Annotated in this window: 20 protein-coding genes and 1 pseudogene; 13 read left to right on the forward strand and 8 right to left on the reverse strand. The window is 37.6% G+C overall.

The features are described from left to right. Positions 1-101 precede the first annotated feature (101 nt). The 3 genes from NSQ40_RS04345 (at position 102) to NSQ40_RS04355 (ending at position 4,640) form a co-directional block, all read left to right on the forward strand. Positions 102-974: a Cof-type HAD-IIB family hydrolase gene (locus NSQ40_RS04345; protein ID WP_003195518.1), complete on the forward strand. Its 873-nt coding sequence runs from the start codon at positions 102-104 to the stop codon at positions 972-974. Between the two features lie 139 nt (positions 975-1,113). Then, positions 1,114-2,604 carry a coproporphyrinogen III oxidase gene (locus NSQ40_RS04350; RefSeq protein ID WP_003195520.1) on the forward strand — a complete coding sequence of 497 codons (1,491 nt, stop codon included), beginning with the start codon at positions 1,114-1,116 and terminating at the stop codon, positions 2,602-2,604. A gap of 479 nt (positions 2,605-3,083) precedes the next feature. Further along, positions 3,084-4,640 (forward strand): fatty acid--CoA ligase, encoded by a 1,557-nt coding sequence (locus tag NSQ40_RS04355; protein WP_097786743.1) that lies wholly within the window; start codon positions 3,084-3,086, stop codon positions 4,638-4,640. 35 nt (positions 4,641-4,675) lie between these two features. Here NSQ40_RS04355 and NSQ40_RS04360 read toward each other — a convergent pair whose 3' ends face one another. Then, positions 4,676-5,146, reverse strand: a complete 471-nt coding sequence (locus NSQ40_RS04360; RefSeq protein ID WP_003195524.1) for a hypothetical protein — start codon at positions 5,144-5,146, stop codon at positions 4,676-4,678. 345 nt (positions 5,147-5,491) lie between these two features. On the opposite strand from NSQ40_RS04360, the gene NSQ40_RS04365 reads away from it, so the two are divergent. Then, positions 5,492-6,970 (forward strand): SulP family inorganic anion transporter, encoded by a 1,479-nt coding sequence (locus NSQ40_RS04365; RefSeq protein ID WP_098148861.1) that lies wholly within the window; start codon positions 5,492-5,494, stop codon positions 6,968-6,970. A 56-nt stretch (positions 6,971-7,026) separates the two neighbouring features. Here the strand turns inward: NSQ40_RS04365 and NSQ40_RS04370 are convergent, their stop codons facing one another. Beyond that, positions 7,027-8,427: an O-antigen ligase family protein gene (locus tag NSQ40_RS04370; RefSeq protein ID WP_199667582.1), complete on the reverse strand. Its 1,401-nt coding sequence runs from the start codon at positions 8,425-8,427 to the stop codon at positions 7,027-7,029. Between the two features lie 275 nt (positions 8,428-8,702). Here NSQ40_RS04370 and NSQ40_RS04375 point away from each other — a divergent pair, with 275 nt between their 5' ends. The 3 genes from NSQ40_RS04375 to NSQ40_RS04385 all read left to right on the forward strand — a co-directional run bounded on the left by NSQ40_RS04375 (position 8,703) and on the right by NSQ40_RS04385 (position 10,259). Beyond that, positions 8,703-9,491: an enoyl-CoA hydratase gene (locus NSQ40_RS04375; protein WP_003195529.1), complete on the forward strand. Its 789-nt coding sequence runs from the start codon at positions 8,703-8,705 to the stop codon at positions 9,489-9,491. Between the two features lie 61 nt (positions 9,492-9,552). Next, positions 9,553-9,876: a hypothetical protein gene (locus NSQ40_RS04380; protein WP_098101221.1), complete on the forward strand. Its 324-nt coding sequence runs from the start codon at positions 9,553-9,555 to the stop codon at positions 9,874-9,876. A 56-nt stretch (positions 9,877-9,932) separates the two neighbouring features. After that, a complete protein-coding gene (locus NSQ40_RS04385) occupies positions 9,933-10,259 on the forward strand; it encodes a nucleoside triphosphate pyrophosphohydrolase (protein WP_258248647.1) in 327 nt (108 codons plus the stop codon). 302 nt (positions 10,260-10,561) lie between these two features. On the opposite strand, the gene NSQ40_RS04390 is transcribed toward NSQ40_RS04385, so the two are convergent. Beyond that, on the reverse strand, positions 10,562-10,759 hold the full coding sequence (locus NSQ40_RS04390) for a hypothetical protein (protein WP_003206043.1): 198 nt from the start codon (positions 10,757-10,759) through the stop codon (positions 10,562-10,564). 545 nt (positions 10,760-11,304) lie between these two features. Between NSQ40_RS04390 and NSQ40_RS29400 the strand changes: the two genes are divergently transcribed. Continuing rightward, entirely contained in the window at positions 11,305-11,403 is a 99-nt protein-coding gene (locus NSQ40_RS29400; protein WP_170958726.1) for an SEC-C metal-binding domain-containing protein, read from the forward strand. Between the two features lie 92 nt (positions 11,404-11,495). Next, on the forward strand, positions 11,496-12,545 hold the full coding sequence (locus NSQ40_RS04395; RefSeq protein WP_041488280.1) for a M42 family metallopeptidase: 1,050 nt from the start codon (positions 11,496-11,498) through the stop codon (positions 12,543-12,545). Between the two features lie 263 nt (positions 12,546-12,808). On the opposite strand, the gene NSQ40_RS04400 is transcribed toward NSQ40_RS04395, so the two are convergent. Genes NSQ40_RS04400 through NSQ40_RS04410 form a run of 3 tightly spaced genes read right to left on the reverse strand, consistent with a single transcriptional unit; the run spans position 12,809 to position 16,564 of the window. Further along, a complete protein-coding gene (locus NSQ40_RS04400; protein ID WP_258248648.1) occupies positions 12,809-13,912 on the reverse strand; it encodes a Ger(x)C family spore germination protein in 1,104 nt (367 codons plus the stop codon). Continuing rightward, complete coding sequence (locus tag NSQ40_RS04405) at positions 13,909-15,012, reverse strand: GerAB/ArcD/ProY family transporter (RefSeq protein ID WP_003206036.1); 1,104 nt, start codon at positions 15,010-15,012, stop codon at positions 13,909-13,911. The genes NSQ40_RS04400 and NSQ40_RS04405 overlap by 4 nt, the downstream gene beginning before the upstream one ends. A gap of 4 nt (positions 15,013-15,016) precedes the next feature. Further along, a complete protein-coding gene (locus tag NSQ40_RS04410; protein WP_258248649.1) occupies positions 15,017-16,564 on the reverse strand; it encodes a spore germination protein in 1,548 nt (515 codons plus the stop codon). Between the two features lie 715 nt (positions 16,565-17,279). On the opposite strand from NSQ40_RS04410, the gene NSQ40_RS04415 reads away from it, so the two are divergent. Next, the gene (locus tag NSQ40_RS04415) at positions 17,280-18,233 is read left to right on the forward strand and encodes a TRM11 family SAM-dependent methyltransferase (RefSeq protein WP_033796971.1); all 954 of its coding nucleotides are present in this window, start codon (positions 17,280-17,282) and stop codon (positions 18,231-18,233) included. Positions 18,234-18,330: 97 nt separating this feature from the next. Here NSQ40_RS04415 and NSQ40_RS29405 read toward each other — a convergent pair. Then, a pseudogene (locus NSQ40_RS29405) lies at positions 18,331-18,543 on the reverse strand (IS66 family transposase); the annotation flags it as partial. A gap of 6 nt (positions 18,544-18,549) precedes the next feature. Continuing rightward, positions 18,550-18,696: a YflJ family protein gene (locus tag NSQ40_RS04425; RefSeq protein WP_003195545.1), complete on the reverse strand. Its 147-nt coding sequence runs from the start codon at positions 18,694-18,696 to the stop codon at positions 18,550-18,552. A 393-nt stretch (positions 18,697-19,089) separates the two neighbouring features. Between NSQ40_RS04425 and NSQ40_RS04430 the strand changes: the two genes are divergently transcribed. From NSQ40_RS04430 to NSQ40_RS04440, 3 genes are read left to right on the forward strand one after another with little or no spacing between them, the layout of a single operon-like run. Further along, positions 19,090-20,538, forward strand: a complete 1,449-nt coding sequence (locus tag NSQ40_RS04430) for an amino acid permease (protein ID WP_033794534.1) — start codon at positions 19,090-19,092, stop codon at positions 20,536-20,538. Between the two features lie 16 nt (positions 20,539-20,554). Then, a complete protein-coding gene (gene gabT / locus NSQ40_RS04435) occupies positions 20,555-21,883 on the forward strand; it encodes a 4-aminobutyrate--2-oxoglutarate transaminase (protein ID WP_003195549.1) in 1,329 nt (442 codons plus the stop codon). A gap of 23 nt (positions 21,884-21,906) precedes the next feature. Then, positions 21,907-23,349 carry an aldehyde dehydrogenase family protein gene (locus NSQ40_RS04440; RefSeq protein WP_258248650.1) on the forward strand — a complete coding sequence of 481 codons (1,443 nt, stop codon included), beginning with the start codon at positions 21,907-21,909 and terminating at the stop codon, positions 23,347-23,349. Positions 23,350-23,363: the final 14 nt, after the last annotated feature.

Below are 23,363 nucleotides of genomic sequence, written 5' to 3' on the forward strand. Positions count from 1 at the left end.
ATTAAACCAAATTTGCGTACGAAATTCTAACTCGTTCTAATTAACGAATTTAGTTCATAAATTATGGATAGAGTAAAAGCAGCTAAGAGGAGGAATGCGACGTGATTTATCGCTTGTTGGCTCTTAATATAGATGGGACGCTCCTGCAGAAAAATGGGAAGATACCAAAAGGAACACGAGAAGCTATTGAATTTGTAAAGCGAAAAGGTGTATATGTTACGCTGTTTACAAGTCGGCACTTTCAATCGGCTCATAAAATAGCAAAGTCATTAAAACTAGATTCTATATTAATTACGCATAGCGGTGCTTTTATTTCTGCTTCATTAGATAAGCCGCTTGTTCAAAAACGATTATCAGAAGAAAAAACGTTTAATATCGTGCAAGTGCTCGAACATTTTGAATGTAATGTCCGTATTTCACATGAACGTTTTTCTATCGGTAACCGTGAGCGAAATACACCAAACTTAATTGCACGCACTGTATTATCAAGTTCGGATCCGTTATTTTATCCTGTTCAATTTGTAGATTCATTAGGTGACGCACTGCGTGATCAGCCTGTTGCAGCTCCGAAAATTGATGTTGTCTTTGCAAGTAGAGGAGAAAGAGAACGCGCGCTTAAAACGTTGAAAAAAGCATTTGAAAATGTTGAGTATATAGAATCCGGTGGGGGAAGGGTAGAAATTCTTCCGCTTCATGTATCGAAATTAAGAGGATTACAATTATTAGGAGAACACCTTGGGATCGAATTGAATGAAATGGTGGCAATTGGAGATAGTTTGGAAGATTTAGATGTCATCGCGGGTGTTGGATTAGGAGTTGCAATGGGAGATGCACCTATTCCATTGAAGCAAGCAGCAGATTGGATTACACGTTCCAATAGTGAAAACGGAGTGGAATATATGATTAAGGAACATTTTCGAAAGCAATTTCCACTTCCATTTTTAAAAAATCACTCGCAGGTTCATAAATGGTGACAAGATGACGAAAGAACGCAGCCTGAAAGCTGCGTTTCTTAGTGTTTGTCTTTCCGGGAAAATGAGGAAAAGCTTCTATATTGACCTCTAGTCACCCTTCAAGTAAACTAAAGAGAGTTTACAAATGAAAAGGTGATAAGTGTTGTTAATTTCAATAAAAACGTTACAAGATGATCGTTTTTTACGTCCGCTACAAAATATTAGCGGCTTATTTTTTGAAGAAAGCACGATAGGATTTGAGAAAGAAGATGCGAATCTTATTGTTGAGATAAAGATAGAAGGAAACGTGACAGCTTCAGCACGTTTAACAGACGTTGCAACTGGAAATGTATATGAAGAAACGTTTGAAAAAGATTTATCTTCCTTCACAGTAGAAAAAGAACGTATGAAACAAGTAAAACATGTTGTTTCATATGTGTATCTTTCTGTCTTGCAACAGCTAACTGGAATTGAGCAAAGTTGGGGGATTTTAACAGGAGTACGTCCAACGAAACTTCTTCATAAAATGCTTCAAAATGGCATGTCAAAAGAAGAAGCGCATAAAGAACTTCGTGAAAGCTATTTAATTCATGAAGAAAAAATTGAACTTCTGCAGCGCATCGTGGACTGTCAATTAGCAGTTGTTCCAGATTTATATCGTTTGAAAGAAGAAGTAAGTATTTATATCGGTATTCCGTTCTGTCCGACAAAATGTGCATATTGTACATTCCCGGCGTATGCGATTAATGGACGTCAAGGATCGGTTGATTCTTTCTTAGGAGGCTTACACTACGAAGTTCGTGAAATTGGTAAGTTCCTAAAAGAAAAAGGTGTTAAGGTTACAACAATTTATTACGGAGGCGGTACGCCAACAAGTATTACAGCAGAAGAGATGGACATGTTGTATGAAGAAATGTACCAATCGTTCCCGGATGTGAAAGAAGTACGCGAAGTAACAGTTGAGGCAGGTCGTCCTGATACGATTACGCCAGAAAAACTAGAAGTATTAAATAAATGGAACATCGACCGCATTAGTATTAATCCGCAGTCGTACCATCAAGAAACGTTAAAAGCAATCGGGCGCCATCATACAGTGGAAGAAACGATTGAAAAGTATCATTTAGCACGTCAAATGGGAATGAACAATATCAATATGGACTTAATTATTGGTCTTCCAGGTGAAGGGCTAGATATATTTAAACATACGTTAGATGAAACGGAAAAGTTAATGCCGGAATCATTAACAGTTCACACATTATCATTTAAGCGTGCTTCTGAAATGACGCAAAATAAGCGTAAATATAAAGTGGCAGGTCGTGAAGAAATTACAGCGATGATGCATGAGGCTGAAGAGTGGACGAAAAATCATAACTACGTACCATATTATTTATACCGCCAAAAGAACATTTTAGGTAACTTAGAAAATGTTGGCTATGCGATGCCATCGCAAGAAAGTATTTATAATATCGTGATTATGGAAGAAGTACAGTCTATTATCGGTCTTGGCTGCGGTGCATCAAGTAAATTTGTGCATCCAGAGACAGGGGCAATTACACATTTTGCAAACCCGAAAGATCCGAAATCATATAATGATGGTTATATCAAATATACAGAAGATAAGCTTGAAATTTTAAAAGAGTTATTTTCATAAAGTGAAACTTTAATCCGTGGTGGTTTTTCTCATCCCCCACGGATTATTAGTTGAACCAATCGGGCTTTTACGGGCAGTTTATCTCACACCTAACTTCTTGGCTTCTGCTAAAATTTAAGGTGGGAGTATTACTGCCCGTTAAAGCGGAGTATGAGGCTGGCCTAAAGGTTCGCATATTGCGAGTTTTTAGGTTTCAGTCTCTTTTTTTAATAAAAACCATTCTTTGGATGGGAGAGAGAATCCGTCCATGCATAGATTGCTTTTTTAGCCCCAGGCCAAGTAAAAACAAAGGGAGAAAATGAGTGGAGAACTCCTTTTGTTTTCATAGCAGATACGTGTATGCCTACAAATCAAAATGAATATATATTTGTAAAACGCTGTCGAGAATGATCAGAAAAAGAAGGTAAAAATGTAGAGGAAATGTCTACTTATAGACGAAATGATAGAATTATGAAAGTTAAAAGGGGGCATATTTTGACATGTATATGACGATTGGGAGGATTTTTGATTTAACGGTAGGGAAATATGCAAATAAAGAAGCGTTAGTAGAACCAGAAAAGAACATTCGTTGGACATATAAAGAATGGGATGAACAGATCAATAAAACAGCGCAAGCATTATTAGCAGAAGGTGTGAAAAAAGGAGATACTGTATCTGTTTATTTATATAACTGCCGTGAATTTGTAAACGTTTACCTTGCTTGTGCGAAAATCGGTGCGATTTTCAATCCGATTAATTTCCGTCTAAAAGCAAAAGAAGTAGCTTATATCCTCATGGATGCATCCTCAAAAGTCGTTGTATTTGAAAAAGCCGTTGAACAGACAGTTGCTGCCATTGAACGAGATTTCCCAAATAGTTCTTTTTGGTACATAGAAGATGACGCGCCTTCATACGCTGCTTCTTATCATGAAAAGGTAAATGCAGCTTCATCTGAGGCAGTGGATATTGTCGTTAAGGAAACAGATTATTGTTCGATGCTCTATACAAGTGGTACAACGGGTCATCCAAAAGGGGTGCTACATCGTCATCGTGATATGGCTGAACATAGTATGATTTGCACGTATTTCTTAAAATATAACCGTGATAGTATTGGCCTTGCAGTAGCACCGTTATATCATTGCGGTGAATTAAATGCTGGTATCATACCACGAATTCAAGTGGGTGGGAAAAATATCATTTTACACCACTTTGATACAGAGACGGTTTTACATACAATTCAAAAGGAAAAGATTACAACATTCTTTGCGGCGCCAACGATGTGGAATATGCTGTTACAAGAGGATTTATCACAATATGAATTACGGTCGATGAAAATTGGAGTATATGGCGGAGCTGCGATGGCACCAGCGCTCGTAAAAGAATGTAAAGAGCGTCTGCATATCGATCTTGTTCAAATTTATGGAATGACAGAGATGGGTCCCGTTATTGCATTCTTAGTAGAAGAAGATCAAATTACGAAAGCTGGTTCAGCTGGAACGCCTTGTTTTAGTCATGAAATTCGAATTGTAAAACCGAACGAAGAGGGGCCGGCAGAACCAGATGACGTGTTACCACCTTATGAAGTGGGAGAAATTATTTCACGTGGACCAACTATGATGGCAGGATATCATAATCGTGAAGAAGCAACAGCAAAGTCTATGTATAAAGGATGGTATCACTCAGGTGATTTAGGTTATTTAGATAAAGATGGTTATTTATACGTTGCCGATCGTTTGGATGATATGGTCATTAGCGGCGGGGTAAATATTTATCCGCGTGAAATTGAAGATTTCCTGCATAGTCATCCTGGGATACTAGATGTTGCAGTACTTGGTGAACCAGATGAATTATGGGGTGAACGTGTTGTTGCGGTAGTGGTCAAAAAGGATGAACATATTACGGCGGAAGATTTAGAAAAGTATTGTAAAGAAAGTGATGAATTGGCAGACTATAAACGACCACGCCACTACGTATTTGCAGATGAACTTCCTCGTAATGCGAGTGGGAAATTGCAGAAATTTGTACTTAGAGAGTCATTAAAAGGTGCTAAACAATAAAAAAAATGCCTTTCCAATTTGGAAAGGCATTTTTTTTATTTGCGTGAGAAACCTTCTTCATCAAGGTATTCTGCAGCTTCTGGATAGGAATTGAATGTTCCGTCTAAGTTACTACCTGCGTACACATTCCACATATCGTCTTCTTGGATAAGAGTAAGAATATGGCCGTCTTCATTATGCCATTCTTCTTCTTTAGTAGGTGCAGCCTGTGCGACTACTTCTTCCGGTTCTTGGGATAGAAGTTCAATTGATTTTTGAATTAATGAGCGTAGTTCATCTGCTGAAAATTCACGGATGTTAACCATGCCTTTATCGTCTGTTTTATAACCGTTAATGCCGCTAGCGTATACAAAGCCATTTCCATTTGGATGTAAATGATAAACAACGTTCTTTTTGTCTAAGCGACTTTCTTCAAAGTGAAAGTTTACACGTTTTAATGACACGTTCTTTCTTTCTAATTGCGGGAAAGATTCGATAATCGATAATTTTTCTTCAAAAGTTAGCATAGTGCCTCCAAATATATAGTAAAAGATTTAATCCGTTCATTATAGCATAGGGGGATTTTTTTCTAAAGCGTTAGCGAGAAAGGAATGTGAAAAATGAAGACGGTTACTTCACGATACTGTAAAGAGTTTCTTCTAAAAGGCGCTGACGAACGCGCCTTTCTCACGTTACAATGGAACGTGGACATTATCCTGCATGTAACACTTCTACCTCAAAATTTAGCGAAAGCAAGGAAGTTAGTGAGAGAAGAACTGTCAGTAAAAGCCCGATTGGTAAGGGATAATAATCAGTGGGGCTGAAGACTCCCCACTGATTAAAGTTTCATTTTATGTAGAGGTGATTTTTTTATGGTTCAAAAAATAGCAAAAGAATGTTTAGCGGGTTTTACCGTGGCGATTGTTGCACTGCCGCTCGCAATTGCATTTGGGATTGCCGCAACGGGGACATCTGAAGGAGCGTTAGTCGGATTGTATGGTGCGATTTTTGCGGGATTATTTGCAGCGCTGTTTGGTGGCACAGCAGGGCAAGTAACAGGTCCTACAGGTCCAATTACGGTGATTGCGACAGGAGTTATCGCAACTCATGGACTCGAAGCAAGTTTTATCGCATTTATGATGGCCGGGTTGTTTCAAATTTTATTTGGTGTATGTAAGCTTGGAGCTTATATACGTTATATTCCATATTCCGTTGTTTCAGGGTTTATGAATGGAATTGCACTTATCATTATTTTAGGTGAAATGAAGCATGTAAAGAATAGCTTTTTACTTGTTCTGTTAACAATTCTCGTTATGCTTGTTGCAGGGAAGTGGATTAAAGCGATTCCGGCGAGTCTAATTGCGTTAGTTGGAGTTACGGCAACATTGCCATTATTTTCTCATGTATTACAAGGACTTACGATTCAATTACCTTTTGTGGGAACGATTCCTCTAAACAAGATGATTGAAAAAATTGGAGCAATTCCAGAAGCAATACCTTCTCTTCATGTACCATCTTTTAGTGGATCAGTAGTGCTTGAACTTATTTTTCCAGCACTTAGTATCGCATTATTAGGATCAATTGACTCTTTATTAACATCTGTTGTGATGGATAACGTAACAGGTACGCGCCATAAAAGTAATAAAGAATTGATTGGCCAAGGGTTAGGGAATATCATGAGTGGATTGTTTGGCGGATTAGCAGGAGCAGGAGCAACTGTAAGATCGATTGTGAATATAAGAAGTGGCGGGAAAACAGCATTGTCAGCTTGTATGCATAGCATCATTTTATTTATTTTCATTATTGGACTTGGTGCGGTTGTACAATATATTCCACTTGCAGTACTATCGGGTATTTTAATTTTAACAGGTATCGGAATGTTTGATTGGGATAGCATGAAAAAGATGCATGTAGCCCCAAAAGGTGATACTGTCGTTATGCTTTTAACAATGGTGATTACAGTGAAATTTGATTTAATGATTGCGGTTGCGTTTGGCATAGTGCTTTCCTTCATTTTATATATAGTGCAATGTAAAGAACGAAAAGCTTCTATTGTAAAAGAAGAAGGGGAAGATGCATTGTATATGATTCGGGGGCCGCTTTCCTTTCTATCTGTTGACCGTATTTTCTCTTCTTTGCAAGAAGTCAAATCTCATTTGACATTACGTTTGAATGATGTGCATTATATGGATATTTCAGGAGCGATGGCGCTATTAAACTTTGTGGATCATACGGAGAAAATGGGTGCAAGTGTAACGCTTGAGCATTTACAGCCGCATGTTGAACAGACGCTGCTAAGTTTGGCAAATGATGAACAAAGAAAAAAGTTACAAATGGTGAACGAAAAGTAGAGTTGAAATGATGAAAAGCAGCATCCACATAATTGGATGCTGCTTGTAGCGTTTTCTTAATCTGCTTTTAAATCAACAATGACATAGGCTAATATTACGACAAAGAAAATACTAACAGCTGGTGCGGTTAATACATGTCCAGCCGTAAAGGCAATACCTAGTGCTAATACTAGCACACTGGCAAGGAGCATATATCTTACAGTTATAATGGATTTGAAATTTGTAATGACGCGAATGAATAATCGAATGCCAAAATAAACAAATGGTAACAGATAAAGCAGAAAACCAATGATTCCAAATGAAAAGAATAAATCATGAAAGTCCATTTCAATTAGTTTAACTGCATCTTTATCTTTATAGTTTCCTGCGTATCCCATACCGAATAACTTTTGTGATGTAGGGGCTTCTTTATAGTATTGTTTATACACTTGTAAGAATTTATCACGGTCACTATAAATTAAACTATTCATTTCTCCACTTGTTAATTTTCCTTCTGCACGTCTTTTTGCTTCTTCAGGATCCTCTGTAATTACTTTCCCTTCTTTTCTTGCTTGTTCTTCGCTTGCTAATTTTTTATCTTCATATATTTGTAAATGAATGCCCATATTTTTGGCGATAGGAGTAAGTGGTGTAACTGCCAATAAACCACCTAGTACAACAAGAGCAACAAAGGTATTAACAAGATGTGTAATTCCTTTACCTACTTTTTTACGTTGCATCATATATTCAATAATAGAAAAGAGAAGTGCAACGCCTAGTGTAAGGATAATTGCTCCATAGCCCACTTTTGTTCCGACCATAATACTGGCATACATCGCTAAAATTGTTGGAATCCAGTAGTATACTTTAGAAAAAGAAGTTGTTTTCTGTACAGAGTAGAGTACAACCATTGGGAACGTGATTGCTAAAATAGAACTCAATTCATTTCCCGCGAAGAACCATCCTCTAGAGCCGGTTTTTTCGTATGAATAACTTGAGAAATCTGTTCCGGATGCTATAGATACAATCATAACTATACTCACAATTAACGATGCATATAAGAAATATGTAATGAGTTTATCAGAAGCATACTGTTTATCTTTTAGTTCTTTAAATACAAGAATATATCCAAACAATAAAACGATTGGATATGTACTTTTCAAAATGAATTTAATTTCCTCGCCAAAAGAAACGGGGTGCTTGACGATCATATTGTTTACAAGTCCAGCAGCAAGTACGATACCGAGCAAGACTAGATAGAAAATATATTTCTTATTACCAGGTTGTTTCCAATTAAAAAGTAGATATCCTAAAGCGAGAGTCATAAAGGCAAATCTTACTACAATTCCGACTGTCGCACTCATGTGTAATGTGTAGATAGAGAAAGATGTTAATAAATCTAAAACTGGTTGCAACACGATGAATAGTAACAGGAAATGTGGGAAGTAGTTATTCGTTTGTTTCAACTTGTTAACCATGTTTTCCTCCATTTCTTCATTTTCGCATGATTGGATGAACGAATTTCTATGTCCATTTGATACATCAACATAAGAATACACCATTTTATTATAATGGTAAATAGACGAGGATATGTGGCAAATCTCTTGAAAAGAAGTTATTTTCTTTCATTCATAATAGGGAATATGTAAATTTTCGAGTGTATTAGACAGAAAATTACGAAAAAAGAAGGATTTTACACATCTTTTCTTTAATTATATAAGTATAATCTTTAAGGAAGAAAGAGGGATATATAATGGAAGTAAAAAGTAAAGCTGAGTCTGTAGTTGTGAAATATGAAGGACGAGTAGCAACGATTATGATGAATCGCCCGGAAGTATTAAATGCATTAGATGAGCCTACGCTCAAAGAATTGTTAGCAAAGCTGAAAGAAGTAGCTGAGAGTTCCGTTCATATTGTCGTATTATGCGGGAATGGACGTGGTTTTTCTGCGGGTGGAGACATTAAATCTATGCTTTCTAGTAATGATGAAAGCAAATTTGAAAGTATCATGAATACCATTTCTGAAATTGTTGTAACGTTATATACAATGCCAAAACTTGTGATCAGTGCAATTCATGGCCCAACTGCGGGGCTTGGTTTAAGTATTGCGTTAACAGCTGATTATGTATTGGCAGACATTTCATCTATCATTGCGATGAATTTTATTGGAATCGCTTTAATACCAGACGGCGGGGGGCATTTCTTCTTACAAAAACGTCTCGGTGAAAATATGGCAAAACAAATCATTTGGGAAGGTAAAAAGTTACCAGCAACAGAAGCGCTAGAGCTTGGATTAATTGACGAAGTTATCGGAGAAAACTTCCAAGGTGCTGTAAAACAAAAAATAAATGAATGGCTTCAAAAACCAATTAAATCCATGATTCAAACGAAACAAATTTTATGCGAAGTCAATCGCTCAAGCTTAGAACAAACGCTTCAGCTTGAAAAGCGCGGACAATACGAAATGAGAAGAACAGCTGACCATAAAGAAGGAATTACTGCATTTTTAGAAAAACGTCCGCCTGCGTTTAAAGGGGAATAAAAAAAGAAAAAGTGTTAACACATCCTAAGTGTTAGCACTTTTTTAAGTAATGAGGGAAAAGATGAAAAGAAAAGTTATAGTTATTATCGGTTTATTTATGCTAATCTATTTTGCTCTACATAGCACACCAACGCTTGCTGTTCGCACGGCGTTATTTTTTGAGGGCCATCCTAAGGTTGCTACAGGGGGAGAAATTACGAAGGAAAGAAATATAGAGAAAGAAGCACTTCCTGTAGCTTATCAAACATTGTATGGAACAGAAAATAACGAACCAGATCATTACTTCTTTCCTCAAGTACAAGCTCATGGAACGGGGATTGATATGATGAGTGCGTGTGTGAAAAAGAAATGGTTTTTCTATAAAGCAGAGCTAGGATGCTACTAAATATGGAAAGAAGATATGCTATAGTATAAGTATGATATTTTGGTGGAGGTAGAACTATGTCAACTTATAATAAACTAGTTAGAGATCTCGTTCCAGAAAAGATTTTAATGTCTGGAAAAACATATACTTCAAAAAAATTAACTGGTCAAGCATACATACAAGCATTAGCGAAAATCGGAACAGAGGAAATTCGTGAATTCGCCTTAATGAAAGAACGTGAACACGCATTAGATTCACTGGCTGATGCACTAGAAGTCATCATCTCACTAGCGCGTGCAGAAGGCGCAACATTTGAAGATATTGAGCGTCTTCGTAAGCAAAAAGAAGAAGAACGCGGTGGGTTCCAAAGAGGGATTTACTTGCTGGATGTTTCGGAGGAGTAGTTAACTGTGAATTATATAGAGATATAAAACCTTTCTGTTTTTGGGTTCCAAAGAGGATTCGTCCATGCGTAGAAGCGGACTCGGCTTTTTTCTGCCCCGTGCTGGGTTTGAAACAAAGGGAGAGAATGAGAGTAAAACGTTCTCTTTTGGCGTACAAAACAACAAACAATAAGCTAAATGGGTTACGAAATCGCAAATGATTTCGTAACCCATTTAGCTTGTTGATATATAAGTATTTTTGGCACTCTAGCAAGCCAATTCGCATAAGAAAACGCAAGTAAATTATCATGGTAGAATGAGACTTATTTTCCCCATATTTTTTTAAACGACTTAGCATATGTTATTACAAGTACAGATTGTACAATTAGAAATAGTGATGCAGTCAATGTTTTTACATTATGGTCCAATGCACCTAATACTCCTATAATTAAGCCAATTAAGATAAAAAGTACACTTAGGAAAGGCGTAACTTTCATTAATATTTCAAACTTTTTATTCATAGAATGACCTCCTATTTTCTGTGGATTTTAACTATTATATAGGATTTATTATAAAATTAAAATATTTAAATTATATGTAAATAACCTATCTAAATTTAAAGGCCTTTAATTTTGTATCTGAATGAGAGGTGTGGAATTGCACCAAAAGTTTTTTGCTCTTAACAGAGTCATTTTTGGGGGAGCATTGTTTTTAATAAAGAATGATTGAATTCCCTCCCTATATAAGTAAATAACGAGGGGCTTCTGAAAAACATCTACTGTTATTCTCCTGAATCCTCTTCAAAAACGTCTCTTGTATATAATAACTATACATTATATACAAGAAGAAAGGTAAACTTAATTGGTAATTACATCAATTTATGTATATTAAAACAATTTTATTTATTTTTTCCTATTTTAGGGTGGAGAGAGAGTCCGTCTATGCGTAGAGGCGGTCAGTGCCTTTTTCTGCCCCATGCCGGGTTTAAAACAAAGGGAGAGAATGAGAGGAGGTCTCTTTTTGTTTTCATAGCAGCGACTGAGATATTGGGAAATCAATATATATAGTGAAAAATCGATATAAACCCTTTCTTTTTTTGGGTGGGAGAGAGGATCCATGTATATGCGGAAGTGGAAAGAAATATAAAAAATGTTGTTTAAAATAAAGGCTATATAGGAGAAACGCCATCTATAAGTGGTGGTTTTCTAATGATTCCTGTATACTGAATATTAGAAAAATGAAGTGGAGGAACCTACATTGGCACATCATGCAAAAGAAACAATGGAACTTATTAAACAGCTTGTTTCCATCCCAAGTCCATCTGGAAATACAGGTAAAATCATTAACTTTATTGAAAACTATGTAAAAGAGTGGAATGTAGAAACGAAGCGTAACAATAAAGGTGCGCTTATTTTGACGTTAAAAGGGAAGAACGATGATCAGCATCGTTTACTAACTGCTCACGTTGATACTTTAGGTGCAATGGTAAAAGAAATTAAATCTGATGGTCGCCTTCGCTTATCGATGATTGGCGGATTTCGCTGGAACTCTGTTGAAGGAGAATATTGCGAAATCGAAACAGCGAGCGGAAAAACATATACGGGTACAATTTTAATGCACCAAACATCTGTCCATGTATACAAAGATGCAGGTGAAGCAAAACGTGATGAAAAAAATATTGAAGTTCGTATCGATGAGCGCGTATCTTCAGCAGATGAAGTTCGTGAACTAGGAATCGAAGTAGGGGACTTTGTCTCATTTGACCCACGTGTCCAAATTACAGAGAGCGGCTACATAAAATCACGTCACCTAGACGACAAAGTAAGCGTGGCAATTCTACTAAAATTAATTAAAAGATTACAAGATGAAAACATTACATTGCCATACACAACACATTTTTTAATCTCTAATAATGAAGAAATCGGGTATGGTGGTAATTCCAACATCCCAGAAGAAACAGTAGAATACTTAGCTGTCGACATGGGAGCATTAGGAGATGGTCAAGCATCAGATGAATACACAGTATCCATCTGTGCGAAAGACTCTAGCGGCCCATACCACTACGGTTTACGCAAGCATTTAGTTGAACTTGCGAAAGCAAACAACATTGAATATAAAGTAGATATTTACCCATACTACGGATCAGATGCATCCGCAGCAATCCGCGCAGGATTTGATGTGAAACACGCGCTAATTGGAGCAGGAATTGATTCTTCTCATGCATTTGAGCGTACACATGAGAGTTCGATTGCACATACAGAGGCGCTTGTGTTTGCTTATGTGATGTCAGAGTTGATTGGAGAATAGCGAAAAGAGGTTACCTGGTATCGGGTAACCTCTTTTGTATGGCGAATGTTGTCGGATTGACACTCCCACGGCTAAAGCCAGTGAAATTCTTGCTACTAAAGGCGGAGTAAACTCTTACAGGTGCTTTCTCGTATCGCAAAATCTGTAATCTCCTTACATACTACATGTGAAGGTTTTTTTATGAAAAAACAGCTATTAAAGAAATTAACCTTCCTAAAATTGAAGGGCTTGTAATTTTAGTATGAATCTTAGTTGAACTCATGTTACTTAATCGTTCCCATCCCACCAATTTCTACACTTACCTTGACGTTTACATCGCCCTTTGCTAATGCCTTATTCCATTTGTTTTGGACTTTTTTCCATTCTGGATATGTGTAAGTTCTTGCATATACCCCAAGCCCAATAGGGTCGATTTTGGCAGTTTGTATTTTCTTTATTAATTGCTTGAAATCAGCTTCCAGCTTAGTTTCAATAGCTTTTTGTAATTTTTCTGCGTCCTTTCTTGTATTGAACGAAAAAAGCCGTTCTGTAATACTAATTCTCATCTTTACATCTATATTAAATATAAAATGATTATCATACTTTACCTTTGTCTTTACTTTAATATTTTGAGCACTAAAGCTTATCCAATCTTTATCCTGGCTATCTGACTTTAGTTTAAGTGCAATTGTAAATGGAAACTCACCTTTCGTTTCTTGCTGCAAAATGCGTAATAATTTGTTTTCATCGGATTTTAGCGTTAATTTATACCTTCCTTTTTCATCCAACAAAGCTGTACCTGTCACCCATATTTTATTCTTTTTTTTCATCTCAGTAATACTTGCTGTTATCCCTTTGTCTGCTATTTGTTCATGTAATTTTTGAAGAGTTGTTTTTACTGCGATATTTCGTAAATAGGCTGTATCAACTAGTTTTGTTAAATATAAAGGAAGCCGCGGCTTATCTTTTGGGTGATAAAAGATGACGTCCGAAACAGGTCCATCTACAGCAACAACTCTTGTGGTAACTGTATTTTTTGGGTCTCGGTAAAATGGGTCGAGGTAATTTTCCCAGTTTTTTCGTTTTATTAGCCGTTTTCCAACTAAAATAACCTGTGTTTTACTTCCCGAGGTTAGCGCCATAACTGTAGCGTCAAATTTCTCTCTAGAATTTCGAATCGTAACAGATTTCACACCAGTAGTTTCTTCTTTTACCTTTGCTTCTTTATTAAAAACAGGACTTGATATGTACACCAATAAATTATTATTACGATCTAAATCGATACCAAGGATAAGAGTAAGGGAAACATCTTCAACATTTGTTTGATCAAAGCATCCAGTCATCATGAACACTGATAACAAAATACAACATAGCACCTTTCTTTTCAATGTATCCCCCCCTGGCGAGACTTCTCATATACCCAGCTATACATCCATAAAATGATAGGTGATATATACGTTAATCCTAATCCAGCATTCGATACTACCTGTTGCCAAGTTTCGGCTTGATTCCAACTAGGATGAGTCCAAAATATTAAGCCGATAATGAGTAATAATAGAACAACAACATGAGAGGTGTGATCTTGTTTCCCAAGTAATTGGCTAGAACAAAATACAGCGCAGTATATGCAAGGAATCCAGGCTGTGGAAACAACGGTTAAGTAAGCAGCTAATAAAATCATGTCAAAACGTTCTAAAAAACGAAATTCAATTACTTTAAGTAAATTCAGTACCGGCTGGTTAAATTCTGTAATGCTATCAGGGCTAAAATAGGAAAAGCAAACAATAGTAGCAAATAAATAAAATAACATCGTTAAAGTGTTTGCAATAACGATTCCATGGACTGCATACTGTTTTTTTTGTAAAAAGGGATATAAAAAGAACGCAATATCAAATCCTAAATAAGAAAAAATAGTGGTCGGTACAGCCGTTAATACCGGTTTCCACCCTTCTTTTAAGAGCGGAAAGAAAGGCAGCAGGCTTCCGCCCTCTCTTAGCGGTATCAAAAAAAACAGCGGAATCCAAAGCATCATATAAAAATTAAGTTCACAGTACCGCCCTATAATACGAAGGCCGTTGCGTACAACAAGAAAGGTAGGAATCGAAAACAAAAAGATAATGATATAGTCAGGCGTTTTCGGAAGAAGCCATCCCTTAAGATAAAGCATAGCGTTCACAAGAATGGTACCGGAATAAAAGGCAAAATATATCATGTAAATAACAATTAGTGCTTTCCCTACTATTTTTCCAAATAATCGTATAAGAATGTCGTAAAGCGTGTCCTCGGGATATCTTGCAGCTGTTTTCACGATAAAAATACCTGATATTGTGGAGAATACCCAGCCGATAAGTATAGCTATCCATCCATCTGTTCCAGCTTTTTCTGCAAGCAATCGTGGGAGAGATAAAACTCCAGTTCCTACCTGCATTCCATTAATTAAAAAAATATATTGCAGAAGAGTAATGTCATTATAGGCATATTTTTTCATAGTTTCACCTTTTATTATGGTTCTTTCCTTGTCGAATAGATTGAATGGCTCCTGTACCCTTAGGACGACTTCTCATGGCCCATAGAGGAAAGCGTACAAAAGCATCCTTCATATCTGCAAAGCGAAACGGTGCTAACGGCGTTCCATAAGGAGTTCCTAGCGATTCAAGACTGATAAGATGCGCAATTAATGTCATCCACCCGATAACAAGTCCGACAATTCCAAATAAGGCAGCTGATAGCATCATCGGAAAGCGTAAAAGTCTGACTGCCGCCCCCATATCATAATTAGGGATAATAAAAGAAGCGATGGCTGTAATAGCAACAACAATAATCATAATGTTGCTGACAATTCCCGCCTGAACAGCCGCTTGTCCAATAATAATTCCGCCTACAATTCCAATCGTCTGACCGATCGGAGTAGGCAGCCGCAAAGCCCCTTCCCTCATCATTTCCAATGTCATTTCCATAAGCAGTGCTTCCATAACTGGAGAAAATGGTACGCGCGTTCTTGATTCAGCAATAGATAAATAAAGCTCTACAGGAATGACTTCAAAATTAAAGGAAATAAACGCAACATAACTCGCAGGCAAAAATAGAGCAATCATAAAAGCGACGAAACGAAGTATACGAATAGACGAGGCAACTAACCAACGTGTCCCGTAATCATCAATTCCTTGAAAAAAGGAGATAAAATTTGTTGGAGCAATTAATACACTTGGGGAATGATCCGTTACAGTTACAAATCTACCCTGTAAAATGTGAGATACTGCTAAATCAGGTCTTTCAGTTAATATAAATTGGGGAAACGGTGAGTACGGGTTATCTTCAATGAATTCGATAAGTTCACCAGTACTAGCAATAGCGTCGACCGTAATACTTTGAATCCGTGTTTCTAATTCCTTCAGCACATCTTCAGAAGCTACATCTTTCAAATATAAAATAGAAATCCTCGTTTTGCTTCGTATACCAATTATTATTTCTTTTATCATTAATTCGCGATGAGGAATATATCTTCGAATCATTGCGATATTTTGACTTCCAGTTTCTACAAATGCTTGATGCGCACCTTTTAGAGCTATTTCGTTATGAGCATCTTCGATATTTCTTTGTGGCCATCCTTTCGTATCCAATTGATGCGCTGTTGTTCGGCCGTGGATTAATAAAACACTATCTCCTCCAAAAATAGCATTTTCAAACTGACTCCACGTATTAATAATTTTAATATGTCCTAATGTAATTGGAAGTTCCGTATTCGTATCAAAAACACCATTCATTAAAGGATTTAGAACGTGATTTTGAATCAATTGTTTATCTGTTAATCCAGACAAATACACTAAAGCTGCTTCTAATCCATCTACTGTCATTTGAAACCGACGAATCACTAAATCAGGTGCTTGACGAAATACATTCTGAATATCAGCTATGTTTTTCGATAAATCAGCGTCTAAGAGGGAGTCCTGTATATTTTCTTCCGAGAAATGAGTGTTGTCTCGTATTGAAAATGACTTACGATTGCTTCTATATTTTAACCGTTTCAGAAATTTAGCCATGACTCCCTCACTTTCTACGTGCCTTCTATAGTATGTTTAGTATGCATATATTAAGAAAAAATATCCTAATAACTAGAGAGGCAACGCCAGAATTATTACTATAGATGTCCACTAACCAAATTTCTAAAATAAAAAAGTATTTCTCTCTGTATGACTAGTAGAAAGAAATACTTTTTATAATAATCTTCTATAATTTCTTTAGGAACCATACTGCCACCTGTCCCTCACATGACGTGTGTAGCATTTTCTAGTTTGTCTGTTTTAATTGAGCATACAGAGGCGCTTGTGTTTGCTTATGTAATGTCGGAGTTGATTGGAGAATAGAAGAGGAATGCTTTTCTGAATGAGTGATTGGTAGTTGTATACCAATCACTTTTTTTATTCCGCTATTCGCGGGCAGTAAGACTCCCGCTTCGAAATTCAGCAAAAGCAAAGAGGATAGGTGAGTGTGATTAAAGTTTCACTTTATTTGAATCATATGATATCATTTAACTTTATTAAAAGAGTATGTGAGCGATTGTAAGGAGTTAGGAATACGAGCTAATTCCTAGAAATAAAATGTTCTTTAATAAGTAAAGAATCCGATGAAAAGGACTAATAAAAAGAGACAAACTTGCCTCGGCTTATTCGTCCCTTTTTCATATATTTCATGTTATATGGTGCTACTGAGAATGATAGGGAAGAACAATTTAAAATGATAAAGGATGCGAACAGATTGAATAATCACAGCACAACACCGGCGTTTATATATACGTATGCATTCCGCGAGGATGAACGATCTTTATGTTATATGGAGATGCGCTCTCTTTTTGGAGTTGAGTCTCATGTTAACATTTTGAAAAGTAATGTTAAAATTGAGCCGAGCCGAAGTCCGTTTATGAAAGAACGAATCGAAGTGATGTATGAAGGAGACGACTTGGCAAATATTTTAGAACAAGTAGAACAAATTGATTTGGCAGGAGCTACATTCAAAGTTATTTTTGTTAAAATTAATGACCTCAATGAATCGAACAAGATAGAATACGGACAGAGGCGTGTAATTGAGAGAGAAATCGGCATGCAGATTGAAGGGGAAGCGGACGTGCATCATCCAGAGCGTGTATTTGGAATTGTTCCTCTTGGTGGTCGTTGGTATTTTGGAGAATATATTGAAAGTGAAGCTGTTTGGTATCATCACGTGAAAAAACCACGCAGCTATTCTACGTCACTTAGCACACGTGTTGCGAGAGCTGTTGCGAATATCGCTGTGCCAAATCCTGATGGAGTCAAAGCGATTGACCCGTGTTGTGGTATAGGAACGGTACTGGTAGAGGCACTGTCCATGGGAATTGACATCGTGGGCCGGGATATAAATCCTCTTGTTGTAATTGGATCTAGAGAGAATATTGCGCATTTTGGATTTGAAGGAGACGTAACGGTAGGGCCGATTGCGGATGTCACAACTAATTACGATGTAGCAATTATCGATATGCCGTACAATTTATTTACACATGCGACACCAGAAGATCAATTCTCAATTCTTACACATGCGCGTCGTTTTGCAAAAAAAGTAATTGTTGTAACCATTGAGACAATGGATCACATGATTAAAGAAGCTGGATTTGAAATTACAGACCGCTGTATAGCTAAAAAAGGGACATTTTCTAGGGAAATTCTTGTTTGTGAATAGGGGAAGTCTTTTGTAATGAAAAAAGGAAAGTGATTGGTATATATGCCAATCACTTTTTTCTTTATCACTCAAAGGAATTGTTTAATCGTGGAAACTCACTGCGAATGCGACAAAATACAACGCCATCCTGTTCGTTTCGAAAGGTACCAGAGATATTTTCCTTTACCTTGGCCATTCGCAAGTCACGCTCTGCTTGATTGTTGCCAAACGGGACAAACGCATTCCGAATATGGTGATAAACGGTCGATATATTTGAAAAATCGCCGATATATTCGAAAGAACAGTCGATATCGTTGTATCGATGAATCATAATAGATTACTTTTCTTTGAGTTCTTCTTGCTTTGCAACTAATAAATTGCGTAAAACATGTCCCCGATAGCTCTCTAACTTCCGTCCTTCAAAATAACGAACTCCTAATTTTTTCAGTTCAGCTACGTACCATCCTTTTGTTCCAAAATACATGGAGATCACTTCCTTTTTCTGCTTTTAAACAGTATATGTTTGGGGAGGGGGAAATTTCGTTTTTTATACTATATAACTGAATTTAAAATAAATGTTGAATATTCAGTCTATTTGTATTATTATTAGTTTATCATCGGATGACAGTGATTAGCCTCTCTGCATGCCCGGATATGATTTCGTTCAATTTAATCGAGGATGATTGGCTTCTTTCCACTTGAACTTCCTTAGCAGGAAGACGAGCCATAAGGATAGAGACAGTAAAATCCAATGTAACTTTGTACATTGTTTTTCTGGCTCTTTTTATTGTTCCTATTTATAGGAGGATTTTAAGAAAGCGTTATCAATAATGGGGATATTTCAATCTTATGTATGCTCACTTTAAGAAAAGGATTTATGAAAATAAATACTTATAGGTTGGTGATCTTTTTGGCGAAAGAAAAACAAGAATTGCAAAAAGACTTAAAAACCAGACATATCACGATGATTTCAATTGGTGGGGTAATCGGGGGCGGATTATTTGTAGGAAGTGGGACAATTATTCAATCAACCGGTCCAGCGGCCATTTTGTCCTATATCATTGGCGCTTTAATGGTTGTACTTGTGATGCGGATGCTCGGGGAGATGGCTGCGGTAAACCCTGATAGTGGTTCATTCTCAACATATGCACATAAGGCAATTGGACCTTGGGCAGGGTACACAATCGGTTGGTTATACTGGTTCAATTGGCTCATCATTATCGCAATCGAAGCGGTATTGTTAGGAGTGATGATCAATAATTGGTTTCCTTCCATACCAACATGGATAGCGAGTTTGTTCGTGATTATCATGATGACAATGACAAATGTTTATTCAGTGAAGTTATATGGGGAGTTTGAATATTGGTTAGCATTTATTAAAGTTGTAGCGATTCTAGCATTTTTAGTTTTAGGAGTTTCTATGATTTTTGGACTTGTGCCTAATGTAGATAGACCGGATCTTTCAATGATCTCTGAAAACGGGGGCTTTTTTCCAAAAGGAATTATGCCAGTATTACTTAGCGTTGTGTTTATTTCTTTCTCTTTATCGGGGAGTGAAGTAGCGGCGATTGCGGCCGGAGAGTCTGATAATCCAGAGAAGAATGTAATAAGAGCGATTAACAGTGTTGTATGGCGTCTTATGATTTTCTTTGTAGGGTCTGTATCGATTTTGGTCATTTTTATGCCGTGGAACAATGCAGAATTATTGAAATTGCCGTATGCAAGTTTATTTCAGATGGCAGGAATCCCTGCGGCTGCGGAAATTATGAATGGGGTTGTATTTCTGTCGCTCCTTTCGGTTATGAATTCCGGAATATACACGAGTTCTCGTATGTTATTTTCACTTGCGAAAAAGGGAGACGCTCCTTTTATTTTTTCAAAGTTAAACAGTAGAGGGACACCAGTTTGGGCGATATATGCAAGTATCATTTTCGCATTCATTTGCGCCATGCTAAAGTTCATATCTCCTGATAAATTATTTGCTTTTTTAGCGAATAGTTCGGGCGGGGTTACGATGCTGATGTATATGTTCGTTGCCGTTTCTCATATCAGGTTGAGAAGAAAAGCTGAAAGAGAAGACCCAGGGAAACTAAAGGTGAAAATGTGGCTATTCCCTTATCTCACATATGCAACACTTGCGATGATCATTACGATATTTGTTGCACAAGCGTTTATAGCGGATATGCGTATGCAATTTTATATGACGATGTTAGCAACTGCCGTAGTAATCGCAATCTATTTCCTAAGAGATAGAAATAAGCGAGTGCCAATAAAAGAAGATTTTACGATTATACAAGATTCGAAAGTTAGTTTAGAGAAGGAGTAAGAAAGGGGTATGTTCCATGTTAAAAGAAAAACAAAATATTGTAACGACAAAATCAAATAGTCTACATGAGAGAAGAAACAATGCGGTGCCTGGGGGTCCTTATAATATTACGCAGTTATATGTCGGGTCGGCAAAAGGGGCAATCATTACGGATGTAGATGGTAACGAATTAATAGATTTTGCAGGCGGGATTGGTATGCAAAATATCGGGCATTGTCATCCGAAAGTAGTACAAGCCATTCAAAGCCAAGTGGAATCTTCTATTCATAGTTGTTTTCATGTAGCGCCGTATGAAAGCTATATTGAGTTGGCTGAGAGATTGAATGAATTAACGCCAGGGGATTTTAAGAAAAAAACAATGTTTGCAAATAGCGGAGCAGAAGCGGTAGAGAACGCTGTGAAAATCGCTAGGAAAGCGACTGGGCGCAGTGCCGTTGTTTCATTTGAACGTGCATATCATGGGCGGACACTTCTGACAATGTCTCTTACGAGTAAGGTAAAACCTTATAAGCATGGATTTGGTCCATTTGCATCAGATGTATACAAGCTGCCTTATCCGTATTATTACCGTGCGGAAGACGGCATGACGAAAGAAGAAGTAGATGGGCAAATTTTAGCGTATTTCGAACGTTTTATGTTAGAGGAAGTGGCGAGTGATAATATCGCTGCCATTATTTTGGAACCGCTTCAAGGGGAAGGTGGATTTATTGTTCCAAGTGCAACGTTTATACAAGGCGTCAGAAACCTTTGTGATAAATATGGAATTATTATGATTGCTGATGAAATTCAAACGGGCTTTGCTCGTACAGGAAGTTTGTTCGCAATGGATCATTTTGGCGTTGCGCCTGATTTAATGACATTTTCAAAATCCATTGCTGCAGGGATGCCGCTTAGCGCAGTGACAGGAAGAGCTGAATTGATGGATGCACCTGGGCCAGGACAACTTGGCGGCACTTTTTCGGGAAGTCCGGTTGCTTGCGCAGCTGCACTCGCTGTTTTAGATGTAATAGAAGAAGAGCAGTTAGTAAAACGTGCCGAATTCATCGGTAGCCGGATGATGGAAGTATTCCATAGCTGGAAGGAGAAATACGAATTAATTGGAGATGTGAGAGGCCTTGGAGCTATGACGGCGATCGAACTTGTAAAGGATCGAAATACGAAAGAGCCAGCAACAGAAGAAGTAAAAGCGATTATGCAAGAAACACATAACAAAGGTGTAATCACAATAAGCGCTGGTATTTATGGTAATGTCCTTCGTTTCTTACCGCCGCTTGTTATCACAGATGAACAGCTGGAGGAAGGTCTTCATATTCTTGAAACGGCAATTGCGAAACTATCAAAATAGGAAACGATGATGGAGGCAGAGAAATGAGGTTTTTAAATTATATAAACGGCCAGTGGAAAGAGCCATCTGCGAATCAATATTCGAAAAATTACAATCCGCATAACGGAGACGTGTTGGGAGAATTTCCACTAAGCTCAAGAGAGGATACACAATCCGCGATTGCATCCGCGAAAGAAGCGTTTCAAAGTTGGCAAGGATTATCATTTCATGAGCGTGCTAGCTATTTGTGGAAAGCAGCCGCAATTTTAAAAGAACGAGTGACGGAAATCGGTCAAGATTTAACAAGTGAAGAAGGAAAGACACTTGCCGAAGGAATCGGCGAGACGAAGCGAGCAATCAGCATTTTGGAATACTATGCGGGGGAAGCAAATCAGCCGGTAGGGGAAATGATCCCTTCTGCAAATCCGAAAACAATGCTCTATAGTAAGCGCGTCGCGGTTGGACCAGTCGGACTCATTACACCATGGAATTTCCCAATTGCGATTCCAGCATGGAAAATGGCGCCAGCACTTATTTATGGAAATACGGTTGTCATTAAACCTGCTGAAATTACACCAAAATCCGTGTATCATCTTGTGAATGCTTTTCACGAGGCAGGAATTCCTGCTGGGGTTATCAATTGTGTTTTTGGAAAAGGCTCAGTCGTTGGAACGGAATTAACAGAAAATCCTGATATAAAAGCGATATCCTTTACTGGTTCGAATAGCGTCGGAAAAACCATTCAACAAATGGCGATTGCAAGCGGGAAAAAGGTGCAATTAGAAATGGGAGGAAAAAACCCATTAGTCGTATTAAAGGATGCCGATACCCAGAAGGCAGTCGATATTGCGATAAGAGGTGCATTCATGTCAACAGGACAAAAATGCACAGCGACAAGCAGAGTGATTATTGAAGATGAAATTTATGAGGAATTTCGTAATCAACTCCTGTTACGCACAGAAGCTCTTAAAGTTGGAAATCCATTAGAAAATGCTACGTTTATGGGGCCGTGCGTATCCGAGAACCAGCAGCACTCTGTTTTATCGATGATTGAAGCAGGAAAGAAAGAGGCTTCTTTACTTTGCGGAGGTAGTGCACCAGAAGAAGATGAGTTAAAACAAGGATATTATGTTTTACCGACTATTTTTGAAGACGTACCGCAAGATGCACGAATTGCGAAAGAAGAAATCTTCGGTCCTGTTATCTGTTTGTTTAAGGTGAACAATTATCAAGAAGCGATTCATTTAGCGAACGATACAGAATACGGACTGAGTGCATCTGTTTGTACAAATAATCTCAGCCTGGCCCAGCAGTTTATTGACGATATGGAGGTTGGGATGGTTCATGTCAACTCAGAAACGGCAGGAGCAGAGCCACAAGTTCCGTTTGGCGGAATGAAAAATTCTAGTGCAGGACCACGTGAACAAGGAAAAACAGCTGCAGAATTTTATACACGAGTGAAGACAGTATATATCGATCAAGTATAAGTTATAAAATGGGG

It is taken from the genome of Bacillus sp. FSL K6-6038 (genome assembly GCF_038050455.1).
Lineage (GTDB): Bacteria > Bacillota > Bacilli > Bacillales > Bacillaceae_G > Bacillus_A > Bacillus_A pseudomycoides.